Origin of the sequence: Streptomyces sp. NPDC050145, from assembly GCF_044460245.1 — a bacterium.
Taxonomy (GTDB): Bacteria; Actinomycetota; Actinomycetes; order Streptomycetales; family Streptomycetaceae; genus Streptomyces.
On the sequence record NZ_JBITJS010000022.1, the window covers coordinates 135,626 to 158,519 of the forward strand.

Consider the following 22,894-nt stretch of genomic DNA (forward strand, 5'->3'; position numbering starts at 1 on the left):
GGGCGCGGGGAACTGCGCGACCAGCCCCCACCGGGCCCGCACCCGGCGACGAACCCCTCGAAGTTACGGCGCGTGCGGGCCAGCCCCAGATATCCCGCACGTCATGTCGCCGTAACCAACGATTCAGACGACCTTGCGACCCTCACGAAATGCAACCCCCCGCACCCGTTCCCGACCGCCCGACGGATTCCAGCGCGCCCCCGCGCGCCCTCGCGCGGAAGAATGGGCGCATGAGCCAGCCGAACGCCGCCCAGGACCAGTCGTCCCCCAAGGCCCAGCCCTCCGTAGGCTCCCTCGCCGCCCACCGCCCGCATCCCGTCGCGGCCGGTGACTTCGACGCGAAGCTCGCCGGGATCGTCGCCGACATCGATGCCGATCCGGACGACTACGAGGAGGACTACAGCGGCCGCGCGGAGGGCGACGAACTCCCGCAGGGACGTTTCCTGGACCGCGAACGCAGCTGGCTGGCGTTCAACGAACGGGTCCTGGAGCTCGCCGAGGACCCGAACACCCCGCTCCTGGAGCGCGCGAACTTCCTGGCCATCTTCGCCTCGAACCTCGACGAGTTCTTCATGGTGCGGGTCGCGGGACTCAAGCGCCGCATCGCGACCGGCGTCGCCACCCGCTCCGCCTCCGGCCTCCAGCCCCGCGAGGTCCTGGAGCTGATCTGGAACCGCTCCCGCGAGCTCATGGCCCGGCACGCCGCCTGCTACCAGGAGGAGATCGCCCCGGCGCTCGCCGACGAGGGCGTCCACATCGTCCGCTGGCACGAGCTGACGGAGAAGGAGCAGGCCCGGCTCTACACGCTGTACATGCAGCAGATCTTCCCGGTTCTGACCCCGCTGGCCGTCGACCCCGCGCACCCCTTCCCGTACATCTCGGGCCTCTCCCTGAACCTCGCGGTCGTCGTCAGCAACCCGGTCTCCGGCCACCGCCACTTCGCCCGCGTCAAGGTCCCGCCGCTGCTGGCCCGCTTCCTGGAGGCCTCGCCGCAGCGCTACGTACCGATCGAGGACGTGATCTCGGCGCCCCGGCACCTGGGCGAGCTGTTCCCCGGCATGACGATCGAGGAGCACCACATGTTCCGCGTGACGCGGAACGAGGACCTGGAGGTCGAGGAGGACGACGCCGAGAACCTCCTCAAGGCGCTGGAGAAGGAGCTCATGCGGCGCCGCTTCGGCCCGCCGGTGCGCCTGGAGGTCGAGGAGACCATCGACTCCGAGGTCCTCAGCCTCCTCGTACGGGAGCTGAAGATCAGCGAGTCGGAGGTGTACCCGCTGCCGGGGCCGCTCGACCTGACCGGCCTGTTCGCGATAGCGGGCCTGGACCGGCCCGAGCTGAAGTACCCGAAGTTCGTCGCGGGCACGCACCGTGACCTCGCCGAGGTCGAGTCCGCTTCGGCGCCCGACATCTTCGCGGCGCTGCGCGGCCACGACGTGCTCCTGCACCACCCCTACGACTCGTTCTCCACGTCCGTGCAGGCGTTCCTGGAGCAGGCGGCCCAGGACCCGGACGTCCTCGCGATCAAGCAGACGCTGTACCGGACCTCGGGCGACTCACCGATCGTCGACGCGCTGATAGAGGCGGCGGAGGCGGGCAAGCAGGTGCTGGTCCTCGTCGAGATCAAGGCCCGCTTCGACGAGCAGGCCAACATCAAGTGGGCCCGCAAGCTGGAAGAGGCCGGCTGCCACGTCGTCTACGGCCTCGTCGGCCTGAAGACACACTGCAAGCTGTCGCTCGTCGTGCGCCAGGAGGGCGACACCCTCGTCCGCTACAGCCACGTCGGCACCGGCAACTACCACCCGAAGACGGCCCGGCTGTACGAGGACCTCGGCCTGCTCACCGCGAACCAGGACGTGGGCGCCGACCTGTCCGACCTGTTCAACCGGCTGTCCGGCTACTCGCGCCGGGCCACCTACCGCCGCCTCCTGGTCGCCCCGCGCTCGCTGCGCACCGGCCTGGTCACGCGGATCGAGCAGGAGGTGCAGCACCACCGCGCGGGCCGCCCGGCCTACGTCCGGATCAAGGTCAACTCGATGGTCGACGAGGCCGTCATCGACGCCCTCTACCGGGCCTCGCAGGCGGGCGTGCCCGTCGACGTGTGGGTGCGCGGCATCTGCGCGGTGCGCCCCGGCGTCGCGGGCCTGTCCGAGAACATCCGGGTCCGCTCGGTCCTCGGCCGCTTCCTGGAACACTCGCGGGTCTTCGCGTTCGGCAACGGCGGCGACCCCGAGGTCTGGTTCGGCAGCGCCGACATGATGCACCGCAATCTCGACCGCCGGATCGAGGCCCTGGTCCGCGTCGACGACCCGGCGCACCGCGCGGCCCTGAACCGGCTGCTCGAAACGGGGATGTCCGACACCACCGCCTCCTGGCACCTCGGCCCGGACGGCGAGTGGACCCGCCACGCGACAGACGCGGACGGGCGGCCCCTGCGCAACGTACAGGAGATGCTCATAGACGCCCGGAGGCGCCGGCGTGGCACAGCAACACCTTGAGTCCAGCGAGGCGTACGGGACGGACGCCGTGCTCGGGGCCCATCTGCGGAACCGGGCGACCGACTTCCTGCGTGCGCTGCGGCAGCACCGCGAGAGCGGCGCGGCCGGCGACACGGCGGACGCGGCCCGCGCCCTGCGCCGCGCCGCCCGCAGGATCAGCGGCACCCTGCACACCTTCCGGCCGCTGCTCGACGCCGAGTGGTCGGACGCCCTGCGGCCCGAACTGGCCTGGCTGTCCGGCACGCTGGCCCACGAGCACGCGTACGGGGACCGGCTCGCCCGGCTCGCGGAGGCCCTGCACCGGCTGACCACCAGCACGGTCGCGCCCCCGGCCCAGCGCGCCGAACCCGGGACGCCGGCCGCGCCGCCCGGCCGGGAGACCCTCGCGCTCGGCGCGGCGAAGGCGGCCGCGCTCCTCGACCGCCAGCTGACCCTGGCCAGGACGCGGGCACACAGCACGGCCCTCCAGGCGCTCGGCAGCTCCCGCTTCCACGCGGTGGCGGACAGTGTCGCGGTGCTGGCCAGCGAGGTGCCGCTGTCCGGCGCGGACGCCCCCCTCGACCGGTTCGCGGCCGAGGCGGAGGCCCGGCTCACGGAGGCGGTCGCGGGGCTCGGCGGACGGCCCCCGTACAGCCAGTACGACTCGGGCTCGGACACGCCCTGGCACCACGTCCGGCTGCTGCTGCGCCTGCACCGCTACGCCCTGGAGGTCGTCCCGGGCCCGCCGGCCGACGCCGTACGCCTGTCGTCGGCCGCGCACGCCCTGAACGCCCACCGGGATGCCGCCGAGGCGGCCGCCGCCGCGTCCCAGGCGGCCCGCACCCCGCGCATCGCCCCGCCGACCGCGTACGCCCTGGGCGTGCTGCACGCGGACCAGCGGCATCAGGTGGAGGCGGCGCGGGAGGCGTTCCTGGACGCGTGGCGGCGGGAGCCGGTGAGCACGCCGTGAGCGTGTACGGGGACGACGGCGCGCTCCTGGCCGCGGGCTGTGTCCTGTGGCGTCGCTCCTCGGGCGCCTCCGGCGTGCAGGTCTGCCTCGTCCACAGGCCTAAATATGATGATTGGTCGCACCCGAAAGGCAAGCTCAAGCGGGGTGAGACGACGCTGGCCTGCGCGCTGCGCGAGGTGCGGGAGGAGACCGGGTTCGCCTGTGTGCCCGGCGCTGTGCTGCCCGAGGTGCGCTATCTCGCCCAGGGTGTCGCGAAGCGGGTCAGCTACTGGGCGGCCGAGGCCACGGAGGGCGCTTTCACGCCGAGTCGCGAGGTGGACCGGCTGGTGTGGCTGGCGCCCGCGAAGGCCCGCGACAAGCTCACCCAGCCCCGCGACCGCAGGCTCGTCGACGCCCTGCTGAACTCGCTCGACGTAATCACTCCGTGACCTCACCGCACCGCCCGCTGAGGTTCACCCGCCGTTCACTCTCGCCCTTCGGCCGCTTCACCTGATCTGCCTAATTTCGGCCTTGTGCGGTGAGCCCCCCGGCAACGGGGAGCACGCCATCGCTCGACTGAAAATCCGCAGACTTTCGCACGCCGCCAGACGACACGCGGCCGGCGGCTCCTGGAAGGAACATCCGAAAGTGAAGCTTCAGCGCAAGAACCGGCTCCGCGCCCTCTCCCTCGGCGCTCTCGCCGTCACTGGCGCCCTGGCCCTCACGGCGTGCGGCTCGGACGACACGGGCAACGGCGGGAACAGCAACGCGCCCTCCGCCAAGGCCGGCAACATCAAGTGTGACGACGCCAAGGGCCAGCTCCTCGGCTCCGGCTCCTCGGCCCAGGCCAACGCGATCGACGCCTGGCGCAAGGCCTACTCGCAGGCCTGCTCCGGCGTGCAGATCAACTACAAGCCCGACGGATCGGGCGCCGGCATCGAGGCCTTCAACCAGGGCCAGGTCGCCTTCGCCGGTTCCGACTCCCCGCTGAAGCCGGAAGAGGTCGCCGCCTCCAAGAAGGTGTGCAAGACCGGCCAGGGCATCGACCTGCCGATGGTCGGCGGCCCGATCGCCGTCGCGTACAACCTGGACGGCGTCGACAACCTCGTCCTGGACGCCCCGACCCTCGCCAAGATCTTCGACTCGAAGATCACCAAGTGGGACGACGCGGCGATCAAGAAGCTGAACCCCGACGCGAAGCTCCCGTCGACGAAGATCCAGGCCTTCCACCGCTCCGAGGAGTCCGGCACCACGGACAACTTCACCAAGTACCTCGGCGCCACGGCCAAGGCCGACTGGAAGTACGAGCACGGCAAGGCGTGGATGGCCAAGGACGGCCAGTCCGCCCAGGGCTCCTCCGGTGTCGCCCAGCAGGTCAAGCAGACCGCCGGCGCCATCGGCTACATGGAGCTCTCCTACGCCAAGGGCATCAACACCGTCGACATCGCGACCGGTGCCGCGACCCCGGTCAAGGCCACGACGGACAACGCCTCGAAGGCCATCGCCGACGCCAAGATCGTGGGCTCCGGCAAGGACCTCTCCCTGGAGCTGAACTACGGCACCAAGGCCGAGGGCGCCTACCCGATCGTCCTCGTCACGTACGAGATCGCCTGCGACAAGGGCAACAAGGCCGAGACCCTGGCCGCCACCAAGTCGTTCCTCACCTACATGGCGAGCGACGAGGGTCAGGCCTCCCTGGCCGACCTGGGCTACGCCCCGATCCCGGCCGAGATCAACGCGAAGGTCCGCGAGACCGTCGCCGGCCTCAGCTGACCCCGAGTGCGGGCCGGCCGGACCTGAGCGTCCGGCCGGCCCGCACCGTCCGGTGCACCGCCGCCAGAAGTCCCCGCCGAACCCACCTGAACCCCGGGTGACCAGGGACTTCGCAGACCGGAGAATCCCATGGACATAACCACGCACTCCCCCGCGCCACCCGCGCCCACCGATCGCCCGACACCCCCGCAGCACAAGCGCGCAGCCCGCGGCGCCACCCGCCCCGGCGACCGGATCTTCCTCGGTCTCTCGCGCGGCTCCGGCATCCTGCTGTTGGTGATCATGGCCGCGATCGCGGTCTTCCTGACCTACCGTGCCTCGCTGGTCCTCTCGAAGAACGAGGGCAACTTCCTCACCACCTTCGAGTGGAACGCGACCGGCACCCCGCCCGTCTTCGGCATCGCCGTCCTCGCCTTCGGCACCATCGTCACCTCGGTCATCGCCATGGCGATCGCGGTCCCGGTGTCCGTCGGCATCGCGCTGTTCATCACGCACTACGCGCCGAAGAAGCTGGGCGGCCCCATCGGCTACGTCGTCGACCTGCTCGCCGCCGTGCCGTCCATCGTGTACGGCCTGTGGGGCGCCCTGTTCCTGGTGCCGCACATGCAGGGCCTGTTCGGCTGGCTCGACCAGTACTTCGGCTGGACCGGGATCTTCGAGTGGCAGGGCGGCGCCCCGCGCACCCTGCTCACCGTCGGCATCCTGCTCGCGATCATGATCCTGCCGATCATCACGAACGTCTCCCGCGAGGTCTTCCGGCAGGCCCCCCTGATGCACCAGGAGGCGGCCCTCGCCCTCGGCGCGACCCGCTGGGAGGTCATCCGCATGTCGGTGATCCCCTTCGGCCGCTCCGGCGTGATCTCCGCGTCGATGCTCGGCCTCGGCCGCGCGCTCGGCGAGACGATGGCCGTCGCCACGGTCCTCTCCCCCGACTTCCTGATCCACACCAGCCTGCTCGACCCGGGCGGCGGCACGTTCGCGCAGAACATCGCCGCGAAGTTCTCCGAGGCCAACGACCAGGGCCGCGACGCCCTGATCGCCTCGGGTCTGGTCCTCTTCGTCATCACCCTGCTGGTCAACGGCGCCGCCCGGCTGATCATCGCCCGCCGCAAGGAGTACTCGGGGGCCAACGCATGAGCCACGCGACCGTAACTGTGAAGCGCCCCGACTCCCTGAGCGCCGCGCGACTGCCCCGCTGGTCCCCCTGGGCCATCGCGGTCGGCTCGGTCGCCGCGGGCTGCGCGATCGGCCTCGGCGCCGGCCTCGACAGCCGCATCCAGTGGGGCCTGCTCGCCGCGCTCCTGTTCGTCCTCGTCACGTACGCGCTGGCCGCGAAGGTCGAGGGCACCCGCCAGGCCAAGGACCGCGTCGCGACCAGCATCGTCTGGGTCGCGTTCGTCCTCGCCGTGATCCCGCTCGCCTCCCTCGTCTACGAGACGGTCAAGCGCGGCATCAAGGTCCTCGACCCGTACTTCCTGAGCCACTCCATGGGCTACGTCACCAGCATGGAGACGGGCGGCGGCATCTACCACGCCATCCTCGGCACCCTGGAGCAGGTCGGCATCGCCACCGTGATCTCGGTGCCGATCGGCCTCCTGACGGCGATCTACCTGGTCGAGTACGGCCGCGGCAAGCTCGCCAAGGCGGTCACCTTCTTCGTCGACGTCATGACGGGTGTCCCGTCGATCGTCGCGGGCCTGTTCATCCTGTCCTTCTGGATCCTGATCCTCGGCTTCGGGTTCTCCGGCTTCGCCGGCTCGATGGCCCTGTCGATCCTGATGATCCCGGTCGTGGTCCGCTCCACCGAGGAGATGCTCAAGCTCGTCCCGAACGAGCTGCGCGAGGCCTCCCTCGCCCTCGGCGTCCCGAAGTGGCGCACCATCCTGAAGGTCGTCCTGCCGACCTCGATCGGCGGCATCACCACCGGCGTGATGCTCGCGGTCGCCCGTATCGCGGGAGAGACGGCCCCCGTGCTGCTCCTCGTGTTCGGCAACCCGCTGATCAACGGCAACCCCTTCGAAGGCCCGCAGGCCTCGCTGCCGCTCTACATCTACGAGCAGTACGCGAAGAGCGGCGGCAACGAGGCCGCGTACGACCGCGCCTGGGCGGCCGCCCTGGTCCTCATCGCCTTCATCATGATCCTCAACCTCGTGGCCCGCGGCATCGCCCGCTGGAAGGCCCCGAAGACGGGCCGCTGACGCGGCTACTCGAAGCACTCAGCGACTCGAACCCGGAAGTAGTGAACCAGTCATGGCCAAGCGAATCGACGTAAGCGGACTCACCGCCTACTACGGATCCCACAAGGCGATCGAAGACATCTCGATGACCGTCGAGCCCCGCTCGGTGACGGCCTTCATCGGCCCCTCCGGCTGCGGCAAGTCGACGTTCCTGCGCACCCTGAACCGCATGCACGAGGTCACCCCCGGCGGCCGCGTCGAGGGCAAGGTGCTGCTCGACGACGAGGACCTGTACGGGTCCGCCGTCGACCCGGTGGCCGTGCGGCGCACCGTCGGCATGGTCTTCCAGCGCCCCAACCCCTTCCCCACCATGTCGATCTTCGACAACGTGGCGGCGGGCCTGCGCCTGAACGGCAAGTACAAGAAGTCCGAGCTGAACGAGATAGTCGAGCGGTCCCTCAAGGGCGCGAACCTCTGGAACGAGGTCAAGGACCGTCTGAACAAGCCGGGCTCCGGCCTCTCCGGCGGTCAGCAGCAGCGTCTGTGCATCGCCCGCGCGATCGCGGTCGAGCCGGACGTCCTGCTCATGGACGAGCCCTGCTCGGCCCTGGACCCGATCTCCACCCTCGCCATCGAGGACCTGATCGGTGAGCTGAAGGAGCGCTTCACGATCGTCATCGTGACGCACAACATGCAGCAGGCGGCCCGTGTCTCGGACCGCACCGCCTTCTTCAACCTCGCGGCGGTCGGCCAGCCCGGCAAGCTCGTCGAGATCGACGAGACGGAGCGCATCTTCTCCAACCCGTCCGTCCAGGCCACGGAGGACTACATCTCGGGCCGCTTCGGCTAGGCCCGACTCCCCCCGACCCCTCGTGGTGCTGCATGGCGGTGCCACCACGAGGACAGAGAGAAGCCCCGCCCCCTTGCGAGGGGGCGGGGCTTCTCTTCGTCGGGTGCCGGGATCAGCCGAAGGCCAGCCAGATGATGCCGTACGAGCCGGCGGCGACCAGCGCCGCGGCGGGCATCGTGATGAACCAGCCCAGGATGATGTTCTTGGCGACGCCCCAGCGGACGGCGTTGACGCGCTTGGTGGCGCCCACACCCATGATCGCCGAGGTGATGACGTGCGTCGTCGAGATCGGCGCGTGGAACAGGAACGCCGAGCCGAACATGATCGAGGCGCCGGTCGTCTCCGCGGCGAAGCCCTGCGGCGGGTCCAGCTCGATGATCTTGCGTCCCAGGGTCCGCATGATCCGCCAGCCACCGGCGTAGGTACCGGCGGACAGCATGACGGCACACACGATCTTGACCCAGACGGGGATCGGGTCGTCGAAGGTCTCGTGGCCGCCGATGACGAGGGCCATCACGACGATGCCCATCGTCTTCTGGGCGTCCTGCAGACCATGGCCGAGCGCCATGCCGGCCGCCGAGACGGTCTGCGCGATACGGAAGCCGCGCTTGGCCTTGTGCGGGTTGGAGCGCCGGAAGAGCCACATGATGAGGGTCATCACCAGGTAGCCGACGACGAGACCGATCACCGGCGAGGTGAACATCGGGATGACGATCTTCTCCCACACCCCGCTCCAGTAGACGGTGGTCCCGCCCGCGAGGGCGGCACCCACCATTCCGCCGAACAGGGCGTGCGAGGAGGAGGACGGCAGACCGAAGTACCAGGTGACCAGGTTCCAGATGATCGCGCCGACGAGGGCGGCGAACAGGATGCCCATGCCCTTGTCGCCGACGGGCGTCGCGATGATGCCCTCACTGACCGTCTTGGCGACACCGCTGCCGAGGAAGGCACCGGCGAGGTTCATCACCGCGGCCATGGCCAGTGCCGCGCGAGGCGTGAGCGCACGCGTGGAGACGGACGTGGCGATCGCGTTCGCCGAGTCGTGGAAGCCGTTCGTGTACGTGAATCCGAGCGCGACGCCGATGGTCACGATCAGGGTGAAGGTGTCCATGAGCCGGCCTCAGGACTCCTTCACGGCGATGGTCTCCACCGTGTTGGCCACGTGCTCGAAGGCGTCGGCCGCCTCTTCCAGCACATCGACGATCTGCTTGAGCTTCAGCACCTCGATGGCGTCGTACTTGCCGTTGAAGAGCGTCGCGAGCAGCTTGCGGTGGATCTGGTCGGCCTGGTTCTCGAGGCGGTTGACCTCGATCCAGTACTCGGTGAGGTTGTCCATCGTGCGCAGGTTCGGCATGGCCTCGGCGGTCAGCTCGGCCGCCCGGGCCAGGACCTCGATCTGCTGCTCGACGCCCTTGGGGAGTTCCTCGACCTGGTAGAGGACGACCAGGTCGACGGCCTCCTCCATGAAGTCCATGATGTCGTCGAGGGACGAGGCGAGGTTGTAGATGTCCTCGCGGTCGAACGGCGTGATGAACGAGGAGTTGAGTTGGTGGAAGATCGCGTGGGTGGCGTCGTCACCGGCGTGTTCGGCTGCCCGCATCCGCTCCGCGATCTCGGCCCGGGCGGAGGAATCCGCCCCGAGCAGTTCCATCAGGAGCTTCGAGCCCGTGACGATGTTGTCCGCGGACGCGGCGAACATGTCGTAGAAGCTCGTCTCCCTGGGGGTCAGACGAAAGCGCACAAGGGGTCCTCGGGGTGCTCTGGATTCGGTCAGGCTGATGCTAGGCGCATCATCCGGCCACGGCTAACCGGCGTTACCCCAGTGTCGCCCATCAGGCACAGTGATCGGCACGGGGCCCGGCCAAGCCGCCACAGGCCCGGAAAATCCGGTACTGTATACCCACCAGGGGTATACGGACGGCAGCATCACACGGGAGGTCGGACACGGTGACGACGGAGACCACGGACATGACGAACACGTCACACGCCGAGCAGCCGGTCGAGCCCGCGGGCGAGATCGTGACCGACCACGACCGCGGTATCCACGGGTACCACCACCAGAAGGCCGAGCACCTCAAGCGCCTGCGCCGCATCGAGGGCCAGATCCGGGGCCTGCAGCGGATGGTCGACGAGGACGTCTACTGCATCGACATACTCACCCAGGTCTCGGCCTCCACGAAGGCCCTGCAGTCCTTCGCGCTGCAGCTCCTGGAGGAGCACCTGCGCCACTGCGTCGCCGACGCGGCGGTCAAGGGCGGCGACGAGATCGACTCGAAGGTCGAAGAAGCCACGAAGGCGATCGCCCGCCTCCTGCGCACCTGAGACGCGCCCCGGGCCCGTGCGGGCCCGCACGGGCCCGGGGTGATCAGCCGCTTCGCCGATCGGAGTCGTCGGGCCGCGCCTCGGCGACCCGCAGCACCTCGTCGATCCGGTCCGCGCTGAGCCGCTCCTCCACGGCGGACGCCGCGATGATCAGCTCACCGCACAGCTCGATCTCGGCGAGGGCGACGTGGTCCTGCACCGCCGTACCGGCCGGGAGCGCCACGCTCATCACCTCTTCCCTGTCGCCGAAAACCGCCCGGCCGTCGCCGGACAGCTCCCAGGGTAGGGACCGGGCGGTTTCCCGGGCATGGCACGGAAGAACCATTTCCGCCACCCCGCCGGGCCAGGGCGGTCCCCTCTACTTCTCCGCGACCTCGCCCGAGAAGATGTCGCCCCGCGCCGGCAGCCGCACGCCCGCCTTCGTACCGAAGTCGTGGAGCAGCGTCGTCGAGGACACCACCGCGTTCCGGCGGCCGCGGTCGCCGTGCCGGTCCCCGTCGAAGGTGAAGCGGTGCCTGACCTTGCGGATCAGCCCGCCCTCGTCGAGGTAGACCTCGAAGGTCACCGGCTCCTTGCTGAACCCTTTCGCCGCGGCGGCGAGCGTCGCCCTCGTCCCCGCGGACGCGGCAGCGGCGGCCGCCGCGAGGTCGATCCGCCCCCGGTAGTGCCGGGTGGGCACGCCCGCGACGTCGATGTCCCCCACGTACGTCACGTCCCGCGCCCCGCGCAGCAGCTCGGCGGCGGCCAGCGGATCGGTGGCGCCGCCGGTGACCAGGTTCCCGTCGTCCAGCGAGGCGGTGTCGACACGCACCCACTTGTCGGCGGGCACGCCCGCGCCCCGGTTCTTCATGTAGAGGGCGCCGGGGGCGAGGAGTTCGGTGATCGGCCGGTGCTCCTCGGCGCCGGCCGCGTCCTGCGGCAGCCGCACCTTGAGCCGGCCCCTGCCCGCCCGGTAGTCGTAGACGCCGGCGCCGCGGATCGTGACCCGGGTCCCGCCGCTGGCCATCTCCATCGAGGTCGTCGCCTCGGAGCTGCCCTCGCGCACCAGCCGGTCGGCGGCGCGGTGCACGGCCTGGGTCGGATCCGCGTTCCGGTCCCCCGCCTCGGCTCCGCCGCCGCAGCCGGCGACCCCCGTCACGATCCCCGCCACGGCCACGGCCGCCGCCGCGGTCCTCACCCGGCGCCCGTGCTGCTGCACCACCATCGCTTGCCTACCCCCAAGCCTGTCCGTGCGTGTGCGGGCCGCTGTCGACCGGTTAACGACGGGTAGGGACGGCCGTCACGCGAACGGGGGGTATACACATGCGCCCGCTACCGTGGCCGTGTGGCGCACGAGGAGACACAAGAAAAGAACGGACACACGGCGACGGTCGTGGAGCAGGGTCGTTTCTGCCTGGCCCGCTGCACCTGCGGCTGGCGCGGCCCGGCGCGCAGGGCCCGCAGCAGGGCCCGCACGGACGCGGAAGAGCACACCGCGGAGCACAGCGGTGCACACGCCGGGGAACATCCCGGGGAACACACCAGGGAACCCTGACGGAACCCAGCGCCTCCGCTTCTCGTCTCCTGTGAGGAACAAGGGGGTCGGTATGGAACGGCGCGGCTTCATCGCGGCATCGGCGGCAGCACTCGCGACGGGGGTCACCGCCGCCTGCACCTCGGGCGGTGGCGGCACGGCCTCCCGCACCGCCACCACACCCATCCGCTCCCGCACCGCGAGCGCCGACACCTCCACGCGGGCCGCCGCGGACCTCGCGGGCCTGGCCCGGGACCTCGACGGCGGGCTCGTGCGGCCGGGCCAGGCGGACTGGGCGGCGGCCCGGCAGCTCTACAACACGCGCTACGACTCCCTGAAGCCGACGGCGGTCGCGTACGTCGCGGGCGCCGACGACATCCGTACGGTCCTGGCGTACGCCCGCTCCCGCAAGGTGCCGCTCGCGATACGCAACGGCGGGCACTCGTACGCCGGTTGGTCCTCCGGCGACGGGCGGATCGTGCTCGACGTGTCGCGGATGAGCTCGGTGCGCTCCTCGGGGAACAGCGCGGTGATCGGCGCGGGCGCCAAACTGATCGACGTGTACCGGTCGTTGGCCGCGAAGGGCGTCACGATCCCGGCGGGCTCCTGCCCCACGGTCGGCATCTCCGGCCTCACCCTCGGCGGCGGCCACGGCGTCGTCTCCCGCGCCTACGGCCTGACCTGCGACAGTCTCACCGGCGCGACCCTGATCACGGCCGACGGCAAGCAGCTGACCGCCGACGCGACGACGAACAAGGACCTGTTCTGGGCGCTGCGCGGCGCGGGCAACGGACAGTTCGGCGTCGTCACCGAGCTCCGCTACAAGACGCATCCGGCGCCGCAGGCCGTCTCCGCGTTCATGACCTGGCCGTGGGCCAAGGCCGCCACGGTGCTCAAGGCCTGGCAGCGCTGGGGTCCGGACCAGCCGGACGAGATCTGGTCCTCGCTGCACATCGCGGGCGCGGTCGGGGGCGGCCCGACGATATCCGTCGCCGCGTTCTCCCTCGGCTCGTACACGGAGCTGCAGAACGCGGTCGACCGGCTCGCCGACGGCCCCGGCGGCCCGGGCCCCGCACTCTCCGTCTCGCTCAAGCGGCGCTCGTACGAGGAGTCGATGGAGGTGTACGCGGGCTGTTCCTCGTTCGGCTCGGACGAGCTGTGCCATCTGCCGGGTTCGACGCCGGGCCGCTCGCCGCGGGGCGCCCTTCAGCGCGAGACGTACGCGGCGCACTCGGACTTCTTCGACCGCTCGCTGTCGGACGCGGGGGTGCGCACGCTGCTGCGGCAGCTGGAGCGGGTCGCGGAGGGCGCGGGCTCGGTGGCGCTCACGGCGCTGGGCGGTGCGGTGAACCGGGTGGATCCGACGGCGACGGCGTTCGTGCACCGCCGCTCGCGGATGCTCGCGCAGTACATCGTGTCGTGGCGGCCGGGCACCTCCGGAACGGCGGCGCGGGGCTGGCTGAAAAAGACCCATGACGTGATGCGCCCGTACGCGTCGGGGGCCGCCTACCAGAACTACACGGACCCGACGCTGGCGAACTGGAAGCAGGCGTACTACGGGCCGGCCGTGGCCCGGCTGGCGACGGTCAAGCGGCGGTACGACCCGACGGGCTTCTTCTCTTTCCCGCAGTCGCTGTAGCTGTAGCTGTAGCTGGGCCGGTTAAGCCGCCAGGTCCCGTTCCGCCGCGGGGTCCCGGGACTCGGGGAGCTCGACCGCGCCGGGCTCCGGTGTCGCGGGCCTCGGCGCCCACACGAGCCGGCCGAGCCGCCCGGTCCGTCCGATCGCGCGGGCGAGCGGGGTCAGCACGGCGGAGGCGAGCGGGGAGAGCAGCAGGGCGACGGCGGTGCCGAGCGCGAAGCCGCCGATGACGTCGGTCGGGTAGTGGACGCCCATGAAGACGCGGCAGAAGCCTTCGAGGACGGCGAGGCCGATGCCGACGAGGCCGAGCCTGCGGTTCGCGACGAAGAGGGCGGCGCCCATGGCCATCGCGAGGGTGGCGTGGTCGCTGACGAACGAGAAGTCGTTCTTCCCGTTGATGAGGACGGTCAGTCCCTCGTGATCCTTGAAGGGGCGGGGCCGCTCGACGAAGCCGCGGATCGGCACGTTCACGAGGATGGCGACGGCGGCGGCGAGCGGGGCCCAGACCACGGCGGCCACGGACGAGGCGGCGTCGTCGAGGGTGTCGCGCCTGCGCGCGCCCCACCAGGACCACAGCACGACCAGGACGAGGCCGAGCAGGATGCCGTACTCGCCGACGAACTCCATGAGCCTGTCGGCCCAGCCGGGCGTCGCGTCGGTCAGTCCGTTGATGTCGTAGAGCAGCGTGACGTCAGGGTTCGACCCGGAACTCTCGATCGCCTCGAGTCCAGCCATAGCTCTGCGGCCCCTTCGTCTTCAGCCACCCCCGTGGTCGTTGTCTTCGGTCGAGCAGTTGTGATGCGGTCCCGCCCATTGTGCGGCGGTTCTGCAAGAGGAACGCACGCCCCCGCTCCTTACGTTCCACACTCCACCGAATGATCACGCAGACGTTATCGAAGAGAGACAGAAAACCGCAGCTCAGGGCCAGGACTTTACGGAGAGTTCCGGCCGTGTCCGGCGCGGGGTCACACCTCGGGCGAAGCGGTCGGCAGCGCCTGCGCGCCGTCCTCGGTGACCCGCGTCGCACCGAAGTAGTCCGGGGTGTCGACCGGGTCGAAGCGGATCACGGCACCCGGCCGCGGCGCGTCGATCATGTAGCCGCCGCCGACGTAGATGCCGACGTGCCGGATCGCCCGGCTGTTGCCGAGGTCGTCGGAGAAGAACACGAGGTCGCCCGGGAGCAGTTCGTCGCGCTTGGGGTGCGCCCCCGCGTTGTACTGGTCGTTGGCGACGCGCGGCAGCCGCACGCCCACGGTCTCGTACGCGGCCTTCGTCAGCCCCGAGCAGTCGAAGCGCCCGCCCTGGTCGGCCGTGCCGTTGCCGCCCCACAGATAGGGGGTGCCGAGCTTCTTCTGCGCGTAGGAGATGGCGGCGGCCGCCTGCCGGGACGGATCCACCCGGCCGACCGGCCGCGCGAAGCTCTTCTGCAGGGTCGTGATGGTCTTCACGTAGTTCTGCGTCTCGCGGTAGGGCGGCACGCCCTTGTACTTGATCACCGCGTACGCGCCCGCGTTGTAGGAGGCGAGCATGTTCTTCGTCGCGTCGCCCGGCACGTCCTTCACGTAGGAGGCGAGCTTGCAGTCGTACGAGGCGGCCGAGGGGATCGCGTCGTTCGGGTCCCAGATGTCCTTGTCGCCGTCGCCGTCGCCGTCGACGCCGTGCGCGGCCCAGGTGCCGAGGATGAACTGCGCGATCCCGTACGCCTTCGCGGGGCTCTTCGCCTTCGGGTTGAAGCCGCTCTCCTGGTAGAGCTGCGCGGCGAGCAGCGCCGGGTTGATCGCGGGGCAGAGATTGCCCCACTTCTGCACCAGTGGCTGGTAGGCGGTCGGCACGGAGCCCTTGGCGAGCCCGACGGCGCCCTTGCCCACCCCGTTCACGAGGCTGCCCGCGGCCATGTACGTACCGACCACGAGCAGGGTCACGAACGCGGTGCCCCCGGCGGCGGCCGATCCCGCGACGATCCACGCCTTACGCACCGTCAACCGCCCTTCACCCCACGGGAGTCACCAGCCGCCCAGTCTAAGCGGGAGGTGGCCCCGGAACCGGGACACATTCCGGCATATTCAGGCCGGTCCGCGTCCCGGCTCGGCCAATCGCCTGCCGGGGGCCCGACGGCGCCCCTACAGTTCCGGCGTGGACCAGTTGATCACCTCCGACCCGACGCACATGGGCCCGTACCGGTTGATCGGCCGACTCGGTGAGGGCGGCATGGGACTGGTCTATCTGGGCCGCTCCGAGGCCGGCCGGACCGTCGCCGTGAAGGTCGTCCAGGCCGAGTTCGCCGCGAACCCGGAGTTCCGGCGCCGCTTCGCCCGCGAGGTGGCCGCCGCCCGGCGCGTCGGCGGGGCGTGGACGGCGGACGTGCTCGACGCCGACACGGACGCGGCGCTGCCGTGGGTGGCGACGCAGTACATCCCCGGCCCGGACCTGACGACGGTCGTCGGCAAGGACTTCGGCCCGCTGCCCGAGGACTCCGTACGCGTCCTCGCGCACCGGCTCGCGGCCGCGCTGCAGGCGGTGCACGACGCGGGCCTGATCCACCGTGACCTGAAACCGTCCAACGTCCTGGTGACGGTCGACGGACCGCGCGTCATCGACTTCGGCATCGCCCGCGCCCTGGACACCCTCACCGGCGACAGCCTGCACACCCGCACCGGCATGCTGATCGGCTCGCCCGGCTTCATGTCGCCCGAGCAGGTGCGCGGCCTCGAACTCACCCCGGCCAGCGACGTGTTCTGCCTCGGAGCGGTCCTCGTGCACGCGGCGACGGGCCGGCTGCTGTTCGGCGCGGGCGAGTCCGGGCTGAACGCGCACCTCTTCCGCGTCGCCGAGGAGGAGCCGGATCTGACGGGCGTGCCCGCGTCCCTGGTGGACCTCGTCCGCGCGTGCCTGTCCAAGGACCCGGCCACGCGGCCCTCCCTGCGCGAGATCGCGGACGCGACCGTTCCGGCGGGCGACGGCGAATGGCTCCCGGGACCGGTCCTCGCCCAGCTGGGCCGGCACGCGGCCCAGCTCCTCGACTACGCCCCGGCGACGCCGCCTCAGGCGCCGGTGCCGACCCGGGTGGACCCGGCCCCGAGCGTCCCGGGGCAGTTCGGAGCACCGCCAGCGCCCGCTTCTGTTCCCGCTTCTGTTCCCTCGACTCCGCCGCCGCCCGCGTACGCGCCGACGGTGGCGGCGGGTCCCTCGGTCCCGCACCCGCGGCGCTGGTGGGGGCTCGCGGTCCTGGCGCTGGTCCAACTGCTCGTGCTGGGCGGCCAGGTCGCGACGGCCGTGGGGTCGAACGCGGCGAGCGACCTCGGCCTGGCGGCGGACACGGAGCAGTGGCTGTTCCTCGGCAGCGACCTGGCCTTCACCGGCCTCCTTCTCCTCGGCGGCCACCTGGCCGACCTGGTGGGCCGGGGGCGCGTGCTCGTCATCGGCCTGACCGGCTTCGCGCTCGCCTCGGCCGTCTCCGGGGCCGCCGCCGACGGCACGATGCTGCTCGCGGCGCACATCCTCCAGGGCGCCTGCGCCGGGCTCGTCTCCCCGGCCGCCCTGGCCCTCGTCTCAGTCAACTTCCCCGAACCGAAGGCACGCGGGCGGGCCTTCGGCGTCTACGCCACGGTCGCCGGCGGCGGCACGCTCCTCGGCTACCTGTACAGCGCGGCCCTGACCCAGTACGCGTCCTGGCGCCTCTTCTTCTACTGCGGCGCCCTTCTCGCCGTACTCGCCCTGCTCGGCACGGCCAAGCTCGTCCACGACCGGCCGCGCCGCACCGTCCCCCGCTTCGACCTGCCGGGCGTGCTGCTCGGCTGCGGCGCGGTGACGGCCCTCGAGTACGGGCTCTGGAACGCGCTGGCCCCCTCGGACGACTCCCCGGTCCTGCTCCCGCTCCTCGGCGGCGGCGCGCTGCTCCTCGCCTTCGTCTGGCGTCAGGTGAAGGCGGCGGATCCGCTGATCCCCGCGTACGTCCTCACGGACCGGGGCCGCCTGACCGCCCTGGCCGGCCTCCTCCTGGCGGGCCTCGCCACGTCGTTCCTGCCCGGCCTGATGACGTGGCGCAGCATCGCCCTCTCCCCCTCCTCTTCGGGGTACGACCCGATGGATATCGCGCTGGCCGTGCTGCCGGTGCCCGTGGCCGCGCTGCTCGGCGCCACGCAGATCTCCGCCCGTCTCCTGCACCGTGTCGCCCCGCGGATCCTCGCCGCATCGGGCCTCACGCTCGCCGCGGCCGGCCTCGTGATCCTCGCCCTGCTGGACGCGATGAACTCCCACCCCGGCCGCACCGCGCTCCCGGCCACGATCGTCATGGGTCTCGGCCTGGGCCTGGCCCTCGTACCGCTCTACGCGGTCGCCACCGACGGAGTCGAGACGGCGGACGCGGGCGGGGGCGCGGCGGCGGCCGTCACGCTGGCCACGCTCGGCGCCTCACTGGGCTGGACCGTGTTCACCGCGGTCCGCGCCTCCACACTGGCCGCCCACCTCGAGGACTCCCTGTCGTCCTCTTCCTCCGACCCTGCCGTGCTCTCCCAGGTGAAGGAGGGCGTGATCCCGACGGTGTCCTCGCTGCCCGCCGCCATCCGCCCGGCGGTGACCTCGGCGATCCAGGCCGGCCTCGAGCAGTCCGTCCTCTGGCTTGCCGCCCTCACCTTCCTGGGGGCGCTGCTCACCGGCTTCCTGCTCCGCCCGGCCCGCCCCCGGCCGGTCCCGGCTGCGCCGCCCCAGCCCCTGGCCGGGGTCTCGTACCCTCCGCACCCGTACGCCTAGTCACTCACTCACTGAACCGACTCCGCGCGGGAGCCGGCGCCCGCCGCGCCACCAGCTGCTCGGCGCGATCACGCATCGCGCCGAGGACGGATTCGGGCTGGGTGACGATGTAGAACTCGCCGTCGGCGGCCTGCCGGAAGATCGTCTCGGCGGCCTCCTCCGGGCTGATGGCCCGCTCGTGCACGCGGAACATCGCCTCGCGCTCGGCCTCGGCGGCGCCCCGGTCCCCGCCGTCGACACCGCGGGCGTCATCGAAGATCCGGGAGGCAACGGCCCCCGGCAGCACGGCACTCACCCGCACATGGCTGCCCCCGGCCAGGGCCACTTCCTGATGCAGACACTCGGTGAGTGCCAGCACGGCGTGCTTGCTCATGATGTACGGCGTCTGCAGCGGCCACGCCCGGACGGCCCCGATGGAGGCGAGATTGAGCACCCAGGCCGGCTCACTCTGCGCGAGCAGGTGCGGCATGAAAGCGCGCACCCCATGAAAGACACCATTCACATTGACGGAGACAACCCGCTCCCACCCACTCACCGGAACGTCCCACAGGTACCCGAACTGCTGCACCCCGGCGTTGTTGACGAGCATCCGCACGGGCCCGAACTCCTCGACGACCCGATCGGCAAGCCCCTGCACGGCCTCGGCATCGGACACATCGACGACGGCTGCCGACGCCCGCCCTCCCTCCCGAACAATCCCGGCGCAGGTCTCCTCCACCGCCTCCGCATCGACATCGACATCGGCGAGCACGACCCGCATCCCGAGCGAGAGCGCGGCGTGCCGACCCAGCCCGGCCCCGATCCCGGCTCCGGCGCCGGTGATGACGGCGGTACCTCCTGAAAACACCTCGACCGACGCGCCCATAGCCCCACCCATCTCCCGACCCGAGCCTTCGACTTCCTCTCCCCTCCCTACCGCCCGGGGCGGCCCGGAAGCTCCCCGCACATCTCACTCAACGGGAGTGCGGAGGGGGCGGGGCGGAGAATGCTCAACCATGAGCAGCAACGCGATCGAATCCCAACTGCGGGCGTGCGGGCTCCAGCTCGTGGAACAGCCCGCTGCCTGCCCCACCACACCGACACCCCGCGAGGCCTTCCACCTGGCGGTCGGATTCACGACGTCCCCGTCCGCGAGAATCCCGAAGCGCTCCCCGGACGCGACCGAGCGGACCACTCAGACCTGGTTGTCCCACGCCCGCTCGACCGGCGTGATCGCCGAGGACGACGACACGTTCCTCGTATCCGCCACCATCGACGGCCCCTGGCTACGCGTACGCCTGCCCCGGCCACCCTTCTCCCTGGCCCCCTTGGCGGATCCCCAGGGAGACATCGAGTTCACGGCCCGCTCGCACAGCGGCGACCGCATCTGCGCGATCAGCACGGACGACGGCGAGTACTGGATCATCACCCATCGACTCGGAAAGAGGGGTTGAACCGACATGCGGTGGACATCGCTCCTGCACAACCCGGAAGGCATCACGGCCGTCTACCAAGGCACCCCGCCGGATCTCCGTAGCGTCCGCCTGCACGAAGCGGCACTCATGACGGAGGGCCCGACGCTGAAGCTACGCCTCGATCTGCCCGCATACCCTGCCCGGCCCCCCAGGAAGTGGGCGGATCAGAAATTCAATACCGTGCAGGTAGAGATCTCGTTCAGTGGTCTCCACTCCATCTCGTTGACCGGGTTCGCGACCGACATCACCGCTGACGTCTCCCTCACGGAAGGGGAAGCCGGAATCACCGTGAACGTCGCCTCTCCCGTCTTCCGGCTCCAGGCGAATTCCACGACGGCCCTCATCTCGAGAGTGACCGCGTACGCCGACGAGCACGGAGGTCCCGGCGCCGACGCCCCAGGGCCACGGACCACCGCCTGATGAAGCCCGACACACCTATCGGCCGACTCGATCAGGCGTTGGACCGACTCACCTGGCCGGCCACGCGCCAAGTCGAGCATCTCCGACGCTGGGGCGTCGGGCCCGATGAGCTGGCGCTGGAGTTCGACGACGCCTACCGCATGGTTCCGGCCCTCGTCTCGCGGGGCACGCTGCCCGACGACGTGGGCACTCGGCTGCGGGAGGTCGACTCGCTCCTGGCCGAGATGAGCGACGGCACGGACACGGCGTGGACGGACGAAGCCATGACACGGTCACCGATGTGGGACCGGCTGCGCCGCGCCGCTCAAGAGGCCCTGGAAGCTCTGCGCACAAACCGGATGACGTGATCCGCCTTGACCATCGACGCAAGCCGGCTCGATGAGCTGCTCAGTGCCGGGGTACGGTCCGGAAAGGCACCTCGTGAATTGTCGGAAGCCATAGGAGAGTGCGCCTCGATCGAATCCGGAGAGGTTGATCGAGACAACTTGGGCGCCCGCCTCGTCCTCGATGCGCCAGAAGTGCCGGATCCCGGCCTGGGCGTACTTGAAGGGCTTCAACGAGCGGTCCCGGTCGGCGGACTCCTCCGAGACCACTTCGACGACCAGGGAGACATCGGCCGGCGCGTACCAGGTCCGGTCGGGATCGTAGGCCTCCGTGGTGACCAACATGCCGGGCTCAGGGCGGCTCTTCTTGTCCAGGCGGACCGTCATCTCACGCTCCGCCTCGTAGAGCGGCAAGCAGTCCTGTTCGGCCGGGAGCCCCACGTGCCGTACCAGGCAGTCATTCACGAGGCGGCGCTCCACATGCGCTTCGGAGGCAGGGAAGTCGCCCGGCAGCAGCTCCAGCGCCTGCTGAAGATCGGCGAGCACCCCAACATCGCGCTCCACGTCATCCCGTTCGACGCCGGCGGCTACCCCGGGTCCGGACAGCCCATCTACTACGTGGACGGGGCCGTCCCCGAACTGGACACCGTGCAGCTCGACCAGTCCCACGGCCCCGCGCTGCTCGACGCCGAGTGACAGTTGGCCAAGTACCGCATCGTCCTCGACCGACTGCTCGCACTGAGCCTCGACGAGACCGAATCCCGCACGCTGATCCAGCACGTCCTGCACACCATTTGAGAGGGCACGGAAGCATGCAGATGACCTGGCAGAAGTCGTCCTACTGCGGAGAGGGCGAGTCCTGCGTCCACGTCTCCGCGTCCCCCGACGCCATACACATGACCGAGTCCAGCGACCCCACCGGCACCGTACTCACCACCACCCGCGCCGACTTCGGGCAATTCGTCCGCATCCTCAAGGACGAACCCATCACCGAGTCGCCCTTCGACGTCTCCGTAGCCGCCGAGGACACCGACCTCCTCCACATACGCACCAGAGCCGTCCCCAAGAAGGTCGTCACCACAACCCGCGCCCAGTGGAGCGCCTTCGTACTCGGCGTACGCGCAGACGAGTTCGACCACTTCGCTGCGCCGCCCCACTGACTCATGACGACCCGCCACCACGACCTGCCCGGCGCCCTCGCGCCCTACCGCCTCGTCTGGCTGGCCCTCTGGGCCGAGGCCACGCCCCAGCAAGAGGCTGAACTCACCGAGCACTTTCGCGCGGCGCTCGAACGTCACGGCACGGTGATGGTGCACGCCCGAGGGCCGTTCCAGCGCACCCCGGAGATGCTGCACTTCGACATCGACATCACGCCGAACGGTTCGGCCCCCGACTGCCTACAGGCTCTCGGGTTCACCCGAGACGAGGAGTTCGGCGGCTGGAACGACGAATGGGAGCGGCCGGTCCATGGCGGGGTCTTCCTGCATTCCGCCGTGTACGGCGCCCAGGCCGGCGAGAGGGAAGCCGCCGCCGCGCCCCGCTTCGAGACGGGCGACGTGGTCCGGGTCAGTGACTCCGCCGAGGCCCGGCGGCTCGGCCTAGCAGGCACGGAAGTGATCGTGGGGCACCCGGACTACGACGGCGACACCGTTCCCGCCCACAGAACTTGGCACTACGACGTCCACGTGGATGGGCAGGATGAGACAGAGAGCCTTCACGAGGCGGACCTGCAACCCACCGGCCGGCGCGTACAGCTCTACGGCAACCGGATCACGGTCGGCCCGGACGGATCTCCGATCCAGCCGGCCGACCGCTCCAAGGATCTATAAGGAGACCTCGATGCCCGACTCCCTCACCTGGCACAAGTCCTCCTACTGCGCTCAGGGCAACTCCTGCGTCCACGTCGCAGTCTCCGCCGACCGCATCCTCGTAGCCGAGTCCGGCGACTCGACCGGGGCGGTCCTCACCACCGGCCTCCCTCAGTGGAACGCCTTCGTACTCGGCGTGCGCGCAGACGAGTTCGGCCACGTCGCCCCGGCTACCGGGATCTATTCGCAGCGCTCCGGCCTTCAGGCCGGGGGTGAAGCGAATCTGCCGGTGTGACGCGGAGCGTCACCGTAAGCGGTCCGGCGGAGCCGGACGGAGGTGTGTTACCTGTGGCGCGGAGCGCCGCGAGGCTTGTCCCGGCGGAGCCGGGCACAGCTCACCCTGGCCGGTTCTGCTGCTCGATGTACTGCCTGACCACGGA

Annotated in this window: 25 protein-coding genes and 1 pseudogene; 18 read left to right on the forward strand and 8 right to left on the reverse strand. The window is 70.6% G+C overall.

Annotated elements, in window-relative coordinates; all coding sequences use genetic code 11:
- Nucleotides 1-230 precede the first annotated feature (230 nt).
- The 7 genes from ACIBTU_RS34355 (at nt 231) to pstB (ending at nt 8,226) form a co-directional block, all read left to right on the forward strand.
- Nucleotides 231-2,498 (forward strand): RNA degradosome polyphosphate kinase, encoded by a 2,268-nt coding sequence (locus ACIBTU_RS34355; protein WP_399130595.1) that lies wholly within the window; start codon nt 231-233, stop codon nt 2,496-2,498.
- Nucleotides 2,479-3,447, forward strand: coding sequence for a CHAD domain-containing protein (locus ACIBTU_RS34360; RefSeq protein ID WP_399130596.1), 969 nt, complete (start codon nt 2,479-2,481; stop codon nt 3,445-3,447). The genes ACIBTU_RS34355 and ACIBTU_RS34360 overlap by 20 nt, the downstream gene beginning before the upstream one ends.
- Nucleotides 3,444-3,875 (forward strand): NUDIX hydrolase, encoded by a 432-nt coding sequence (locus ACIBTU_RS34365; protein WP_399130597.1) that lies wholly within the window; start codon nt 3,444-3,446, stop codon nt 3,873-3,875. The genes ACIBTU_RS34360 and ACIBTU_RS34365 overlap by 4 nt, the downstream gene beginning before the upstream one ends.
- A gap of 199 nt (nt 3,876-4,074) precedes the next feature.
- Nucleotides 4,075-5,199, forward strand: coding sequence for a phosphate ABC transporter substrate-binding protein PstS (gene pstS, locus ACIBTU_RS34370; protein ID WP_399130598.1), 1,125 nt, complete (start codon nt 4,075-4,077; stop codon nt 5,197-5,199).
- Between the two features lie 129 nt (nt 5,200-5,328).
- On the forward strand, nt 5,329-6,336 hold the full coding sequence (gene pstC, locus ACIBTU_RS34375) for a phosphate ABC transporter permease subunit PstC (protein WP_399130599.1): 1,008 nt from the start codon (nt 5,329-5,331) through the stop codon (nt 6,334-6,336).
- On the forward strand, nt 6,333-7,397 hold the full coding sequence (gene pstA, locus ACIBTU_RS34380; protein WP_399130600.1) for a phosphate ABC transporter permease PstA: 1,065 nt from the start codon (nt 6,333-6,335) through the stop codon (nt 7,395-7,397). Before pstC ends, pstA begins: the two co-directional genes overlap by 4 nt.
- Before the next feature lie 52 nt (nt 7,398-7,449).
- Nucleotides 7,450-8,226, forward strand: coding sequence for a phosphate ABC transporter ATP-binding protein PstB (gene pstB / locus ACIBTU_RS34385; RefSeq protein ID WP_399130601.1), 777 nt, complete (start codon nt 7,450-7,452; stop codon nt 8,224-8,226).
- Between the two features lie 112 nt (nt 8,227-8,338).
- Here the strand turns inward: pstB and ACIBTU_RS34390 are convergent, their stop codons facing one another.
- Together ACIBTU_RS34390 and ACIBTU_RS34395 are read right to left on the reverse strand one after the other, a co-directional pair.
- The gene (locus ACIBTU_RS34390) at nt 8,339-9,337 is read right to left on the reverse strand and encodes an anion permease (protein ID WP_399130602.1); all 999 of its coding nucleotides are present in this window, start codon (nt 9,335-9,337) and stop codon (nt 8,339-8,341) included.
- Nucleotides 9,338-9,346: 9 nt separating this feature from the next.
- Nucleotides 9,347-9,967, reverse strand: a complete 621-nt coding sequence (locus ACIBTU_RS34395) for a DUF47 domain-containing protein (RefSeq protein ID WP_111665497.1) — start codon at nt 9,965-9,967, stop codon at nt 9,347-9,349.
- Between the two features lie 227 nt (nt 9,968-10,194).
- Here ACIBTU_RS34395 and ACIBTU_RS34400 point away from each other — a divergent pair, with 227 nt between their 5' ends.
- Nucleotides 10,195-10,548: a metal-sensitive transcriptional regulator gene (locus tag ACIBTU_RS34400; RefSeq protein WP_223206029.1), complete on the forward strand. Its 354-nt coding sequence runs from the start codon at nt 10,195-10,197 to the stop codon at nt 10,546-10,548.
- Between the two features lie 43 nt (nt 10,549-10,591).
- Here ACIBTU_RS34400 and ACIBTU_RS34405 read toward each other — a convergent pair whose 3' ends face one another.
- Nucleotides 10,592-10,777, reverse strand: a complete 186-nt coding sequence (locus ACIBTU_RS34405; protein WP_399130603.1) for a hypothetical protein — start codon at nt 10,775-10,777, stop codon at nt 10,592-10,594.
- 129 nt (nt 10,778-10,906) lie between these two features.
- Entirely contained in the window at nt 10,907-11,752 is an 846-nt protein-coding gene (locus ACIBTU_RS34410) for a hypothetical protein (RefSeq protein WP_399130604.1), read from the reverse strand.
- A gap of 120 nt (nt 11,753-11,872) precedes the next feature.
- On the opposite strand from ACIBTU_RS34410, the gene ACIBTU_RS34415 reads away from it, so the two are divergent.
- Both ACIBTU_RS34415 and ACIBTU_RS34420 read left to right on the forward strand, forming a co-directional pair.
- Nucleotides 11,873-12,082, forward strand: coding sequence for a hypothetical protein (locus tag ACIBTU_RS34415; protein WP_399130605.1), 210 nt, complete (start codon nt 11,873-11,875; stop codon nt 12,080-12,082).
- 52 nt (nt 12,083-12,134) lie between these two features.
- The gene (locus ACIBTU_RS34420) at nt 12,135-13,700 is read left to right on the forward strand and encodes an FAD-binding oxidoreductase (RefSeq protein WP_399130606.1); all 1,566 of its coding nucleotides are present in this window, start codon (nt 12,135-12,137) and stop codon (nt 13,698-13,700) included.
- 21 nt (nt 13,701-13,721) lie between these two features.
- Here ACIBTU_RS34420 and ACIBTU_RS34425 read toward each other — a convergent pair whose 3' ends face one another.
- Both ACIBTU_RS34425 and ACIBTU_RS34430 read right to left on the reverse strand, forming a co-directional pair.
- A complete protein-coding gene (locus tag ACIBTU_RS34425; RefSeq protein ID WP_399130607.1) occupies nt 13,722-14,435 on the reverse strand; it encodes a phosphatase PAP2 family protein in 714 nt (237 codons plus the stop codon).
- Nucleotides 14,436-14,665: 230 nt separating this feature from the next.
- Complete coding sequence (locus tag ACIBTU_RS34430) at nt 14,666-15,676, reverse strand: NlpC/P60 family protein (RefSeq protein WP_399130630.1); 1,011 nt, start codon at nt 15,674-15,676, stop codon at nt 14,666-14,668.
- Between the two features lie 157 nt (nt 15,677-15,833).
- Here ACIBTU_RS34430 and ACIBTU_RS34435 point away from each other — a divergent pair, with 157 nt between their 5' ends.
- Nucleotides 15,834-18,449 (forward strand): bifunctional serine/threonine protein kinase/MFS transporter, encoded by a 2,616-nt coding sequence (locus ACIBTU_RS34435; protein WP_399130608.1) that lies wholly within the window; start codon nt 15,834-15,836, stop codon nt 18,447-18,449.
- Nucleotides 18,450-18,453: 4 nt separating this feature from the next.
- Here the strand turns inward: ACIBTU_RS34435 and ACIBTU_RS34440 are convergent, their stop codons facing one another.
- Nucleotides 18,454-19,314 (reverse strand): SDR family NAD(P)-dependent oxidoreductase, encoded by an 861-nt coding sequence (locus ACIBTU_RS34440; protein ID WP_399130609.1) that lies wholly within the window; start codon nt 19,312-19,314, stop codon nt 18,454-18,456.
- A gap of 130 nt (nt 19,315-19,444) precedes the next feature.
- Between ACIBTU_RS34440 and ACIBTU_RS34445 the strand changes: the two genes are divergently transcribed.
- The 3 genes from ACIBTU_RS34445 to ACIBTU_RS34455 are packed head-to-tail and all read left to right on the forward strand — an operon-like array spanning nt 19,445 to nt 20,670.
- Nucleotides 19,445-19,882 carry a hypothetical protein gene (locus tag ACIBTU_RS34445; RefSeq protein WP_399130610.1) on the forward strand — a complete coding sequence of 146 codons (438 nt, stop codon included), beginning with the start codon at nt 19,445-19,447 and terminating at the stop codon, nt 19,880-19,882.
- Between the two features lie 6 nt (nt 19,883-19,888).
- Nucleotides 19,889-20,323, forward strand: a complete 435-nt coding sequence (locus ACIBTU_RS34450; RefSeq protein WP_399130611.1) for an Imm50 family immunity protein — start codon at nt 19,889-19,891, stop codon at nt 20,321-20,323.
- A gap of 38 nt (nt 20,324-20,361) precedes the next feature.
- A complete protein-coding gene (locus ACIBTU_RS34455) occupies nt 20,362-20,670 on the forward strand; it encodes a hypothetical protein (RefSeq protein ID WP_399130612.1) in 309 nt (102 codons plus the stop codon).
- A 126-nt stretch (nt 20,671-20,796) separates the two neighbouring features.
- On the opposite strand, the pseudogene ACIBTU_RS34460 reads toward ACIBTU_RS34455, so the two are convergent.
- Nucleotides 20,797-21,048, reverse strand: a pseudogene (locus tag ACIBTU_RS34460) (Uma2 family endonuclease); the annotation flags it as partial.
- An 18-nt stretch (nt 21,049-21,066) separates the two neighbouring features.
- On the opposite strand from ACIBTU_RS34460, the gene ACIBTU_RS34465 reads away from it, so the two are divergent.
- The 4 genes from ACIBTU_RS34465 (at nt 21,067) to ACIBTU_RS34480 (ending at nt 22,749) form a co-directional block, all read left to right on the forward strand.
- On the forward strand, nt 21,067-21,342 hold the full coding sequence (locus ACIBTU_RS34465) for a Scr1 family TA system antitoxin-like transcriptional regulator (protein WP_399130631.1): 276 nt from the start codon (nt 21,067-21,069) through the stop codon (nt 21,340-21,342).
- Between the two features lie 122 nt (nt 21,343-21,464).
- A complete protein-coding gene (locus tag ACIBTU_RS34470) occupies nt 21,465-21,806 on the forward strand; it encodes a DUF397 domain-containing protein (protein WP_399130613.1) in 342 nt (113 codons plus the stop codon).
- Nucleotides 21,807-21,809: 3 nt separating this feature from the next.
- Nucleotides 21,810-22,475 carry a hypothetical protein gene (locus tag ACIBTU_RS34475; RefSeq protein ID WP_399130614.1) on the forward strand — a complete coding sequence of 222 codons (666 nt, stop codon included), beginning with the start codon at nt 21,810-21,812 and terminating at the stop codon, nt 22,473-22,475.
- Between the two features lie 10 nt (nt 22,476-22,485).
- The gene (locus ACIBTU_RS34480) at nt 22,486-22,749 is read left to right on the forward strand and encodes a DUF397 domain-containing protein (RefSeq protein ID WP_399130615.1); all 264 of its coding nucleotides are present in this window, start codon (nt 22,486-22,488) and stop codon (nt 22,747-22,749) included.
- Nucleotides 22,750-22,894: the final 145 nt, after the last annotated feature.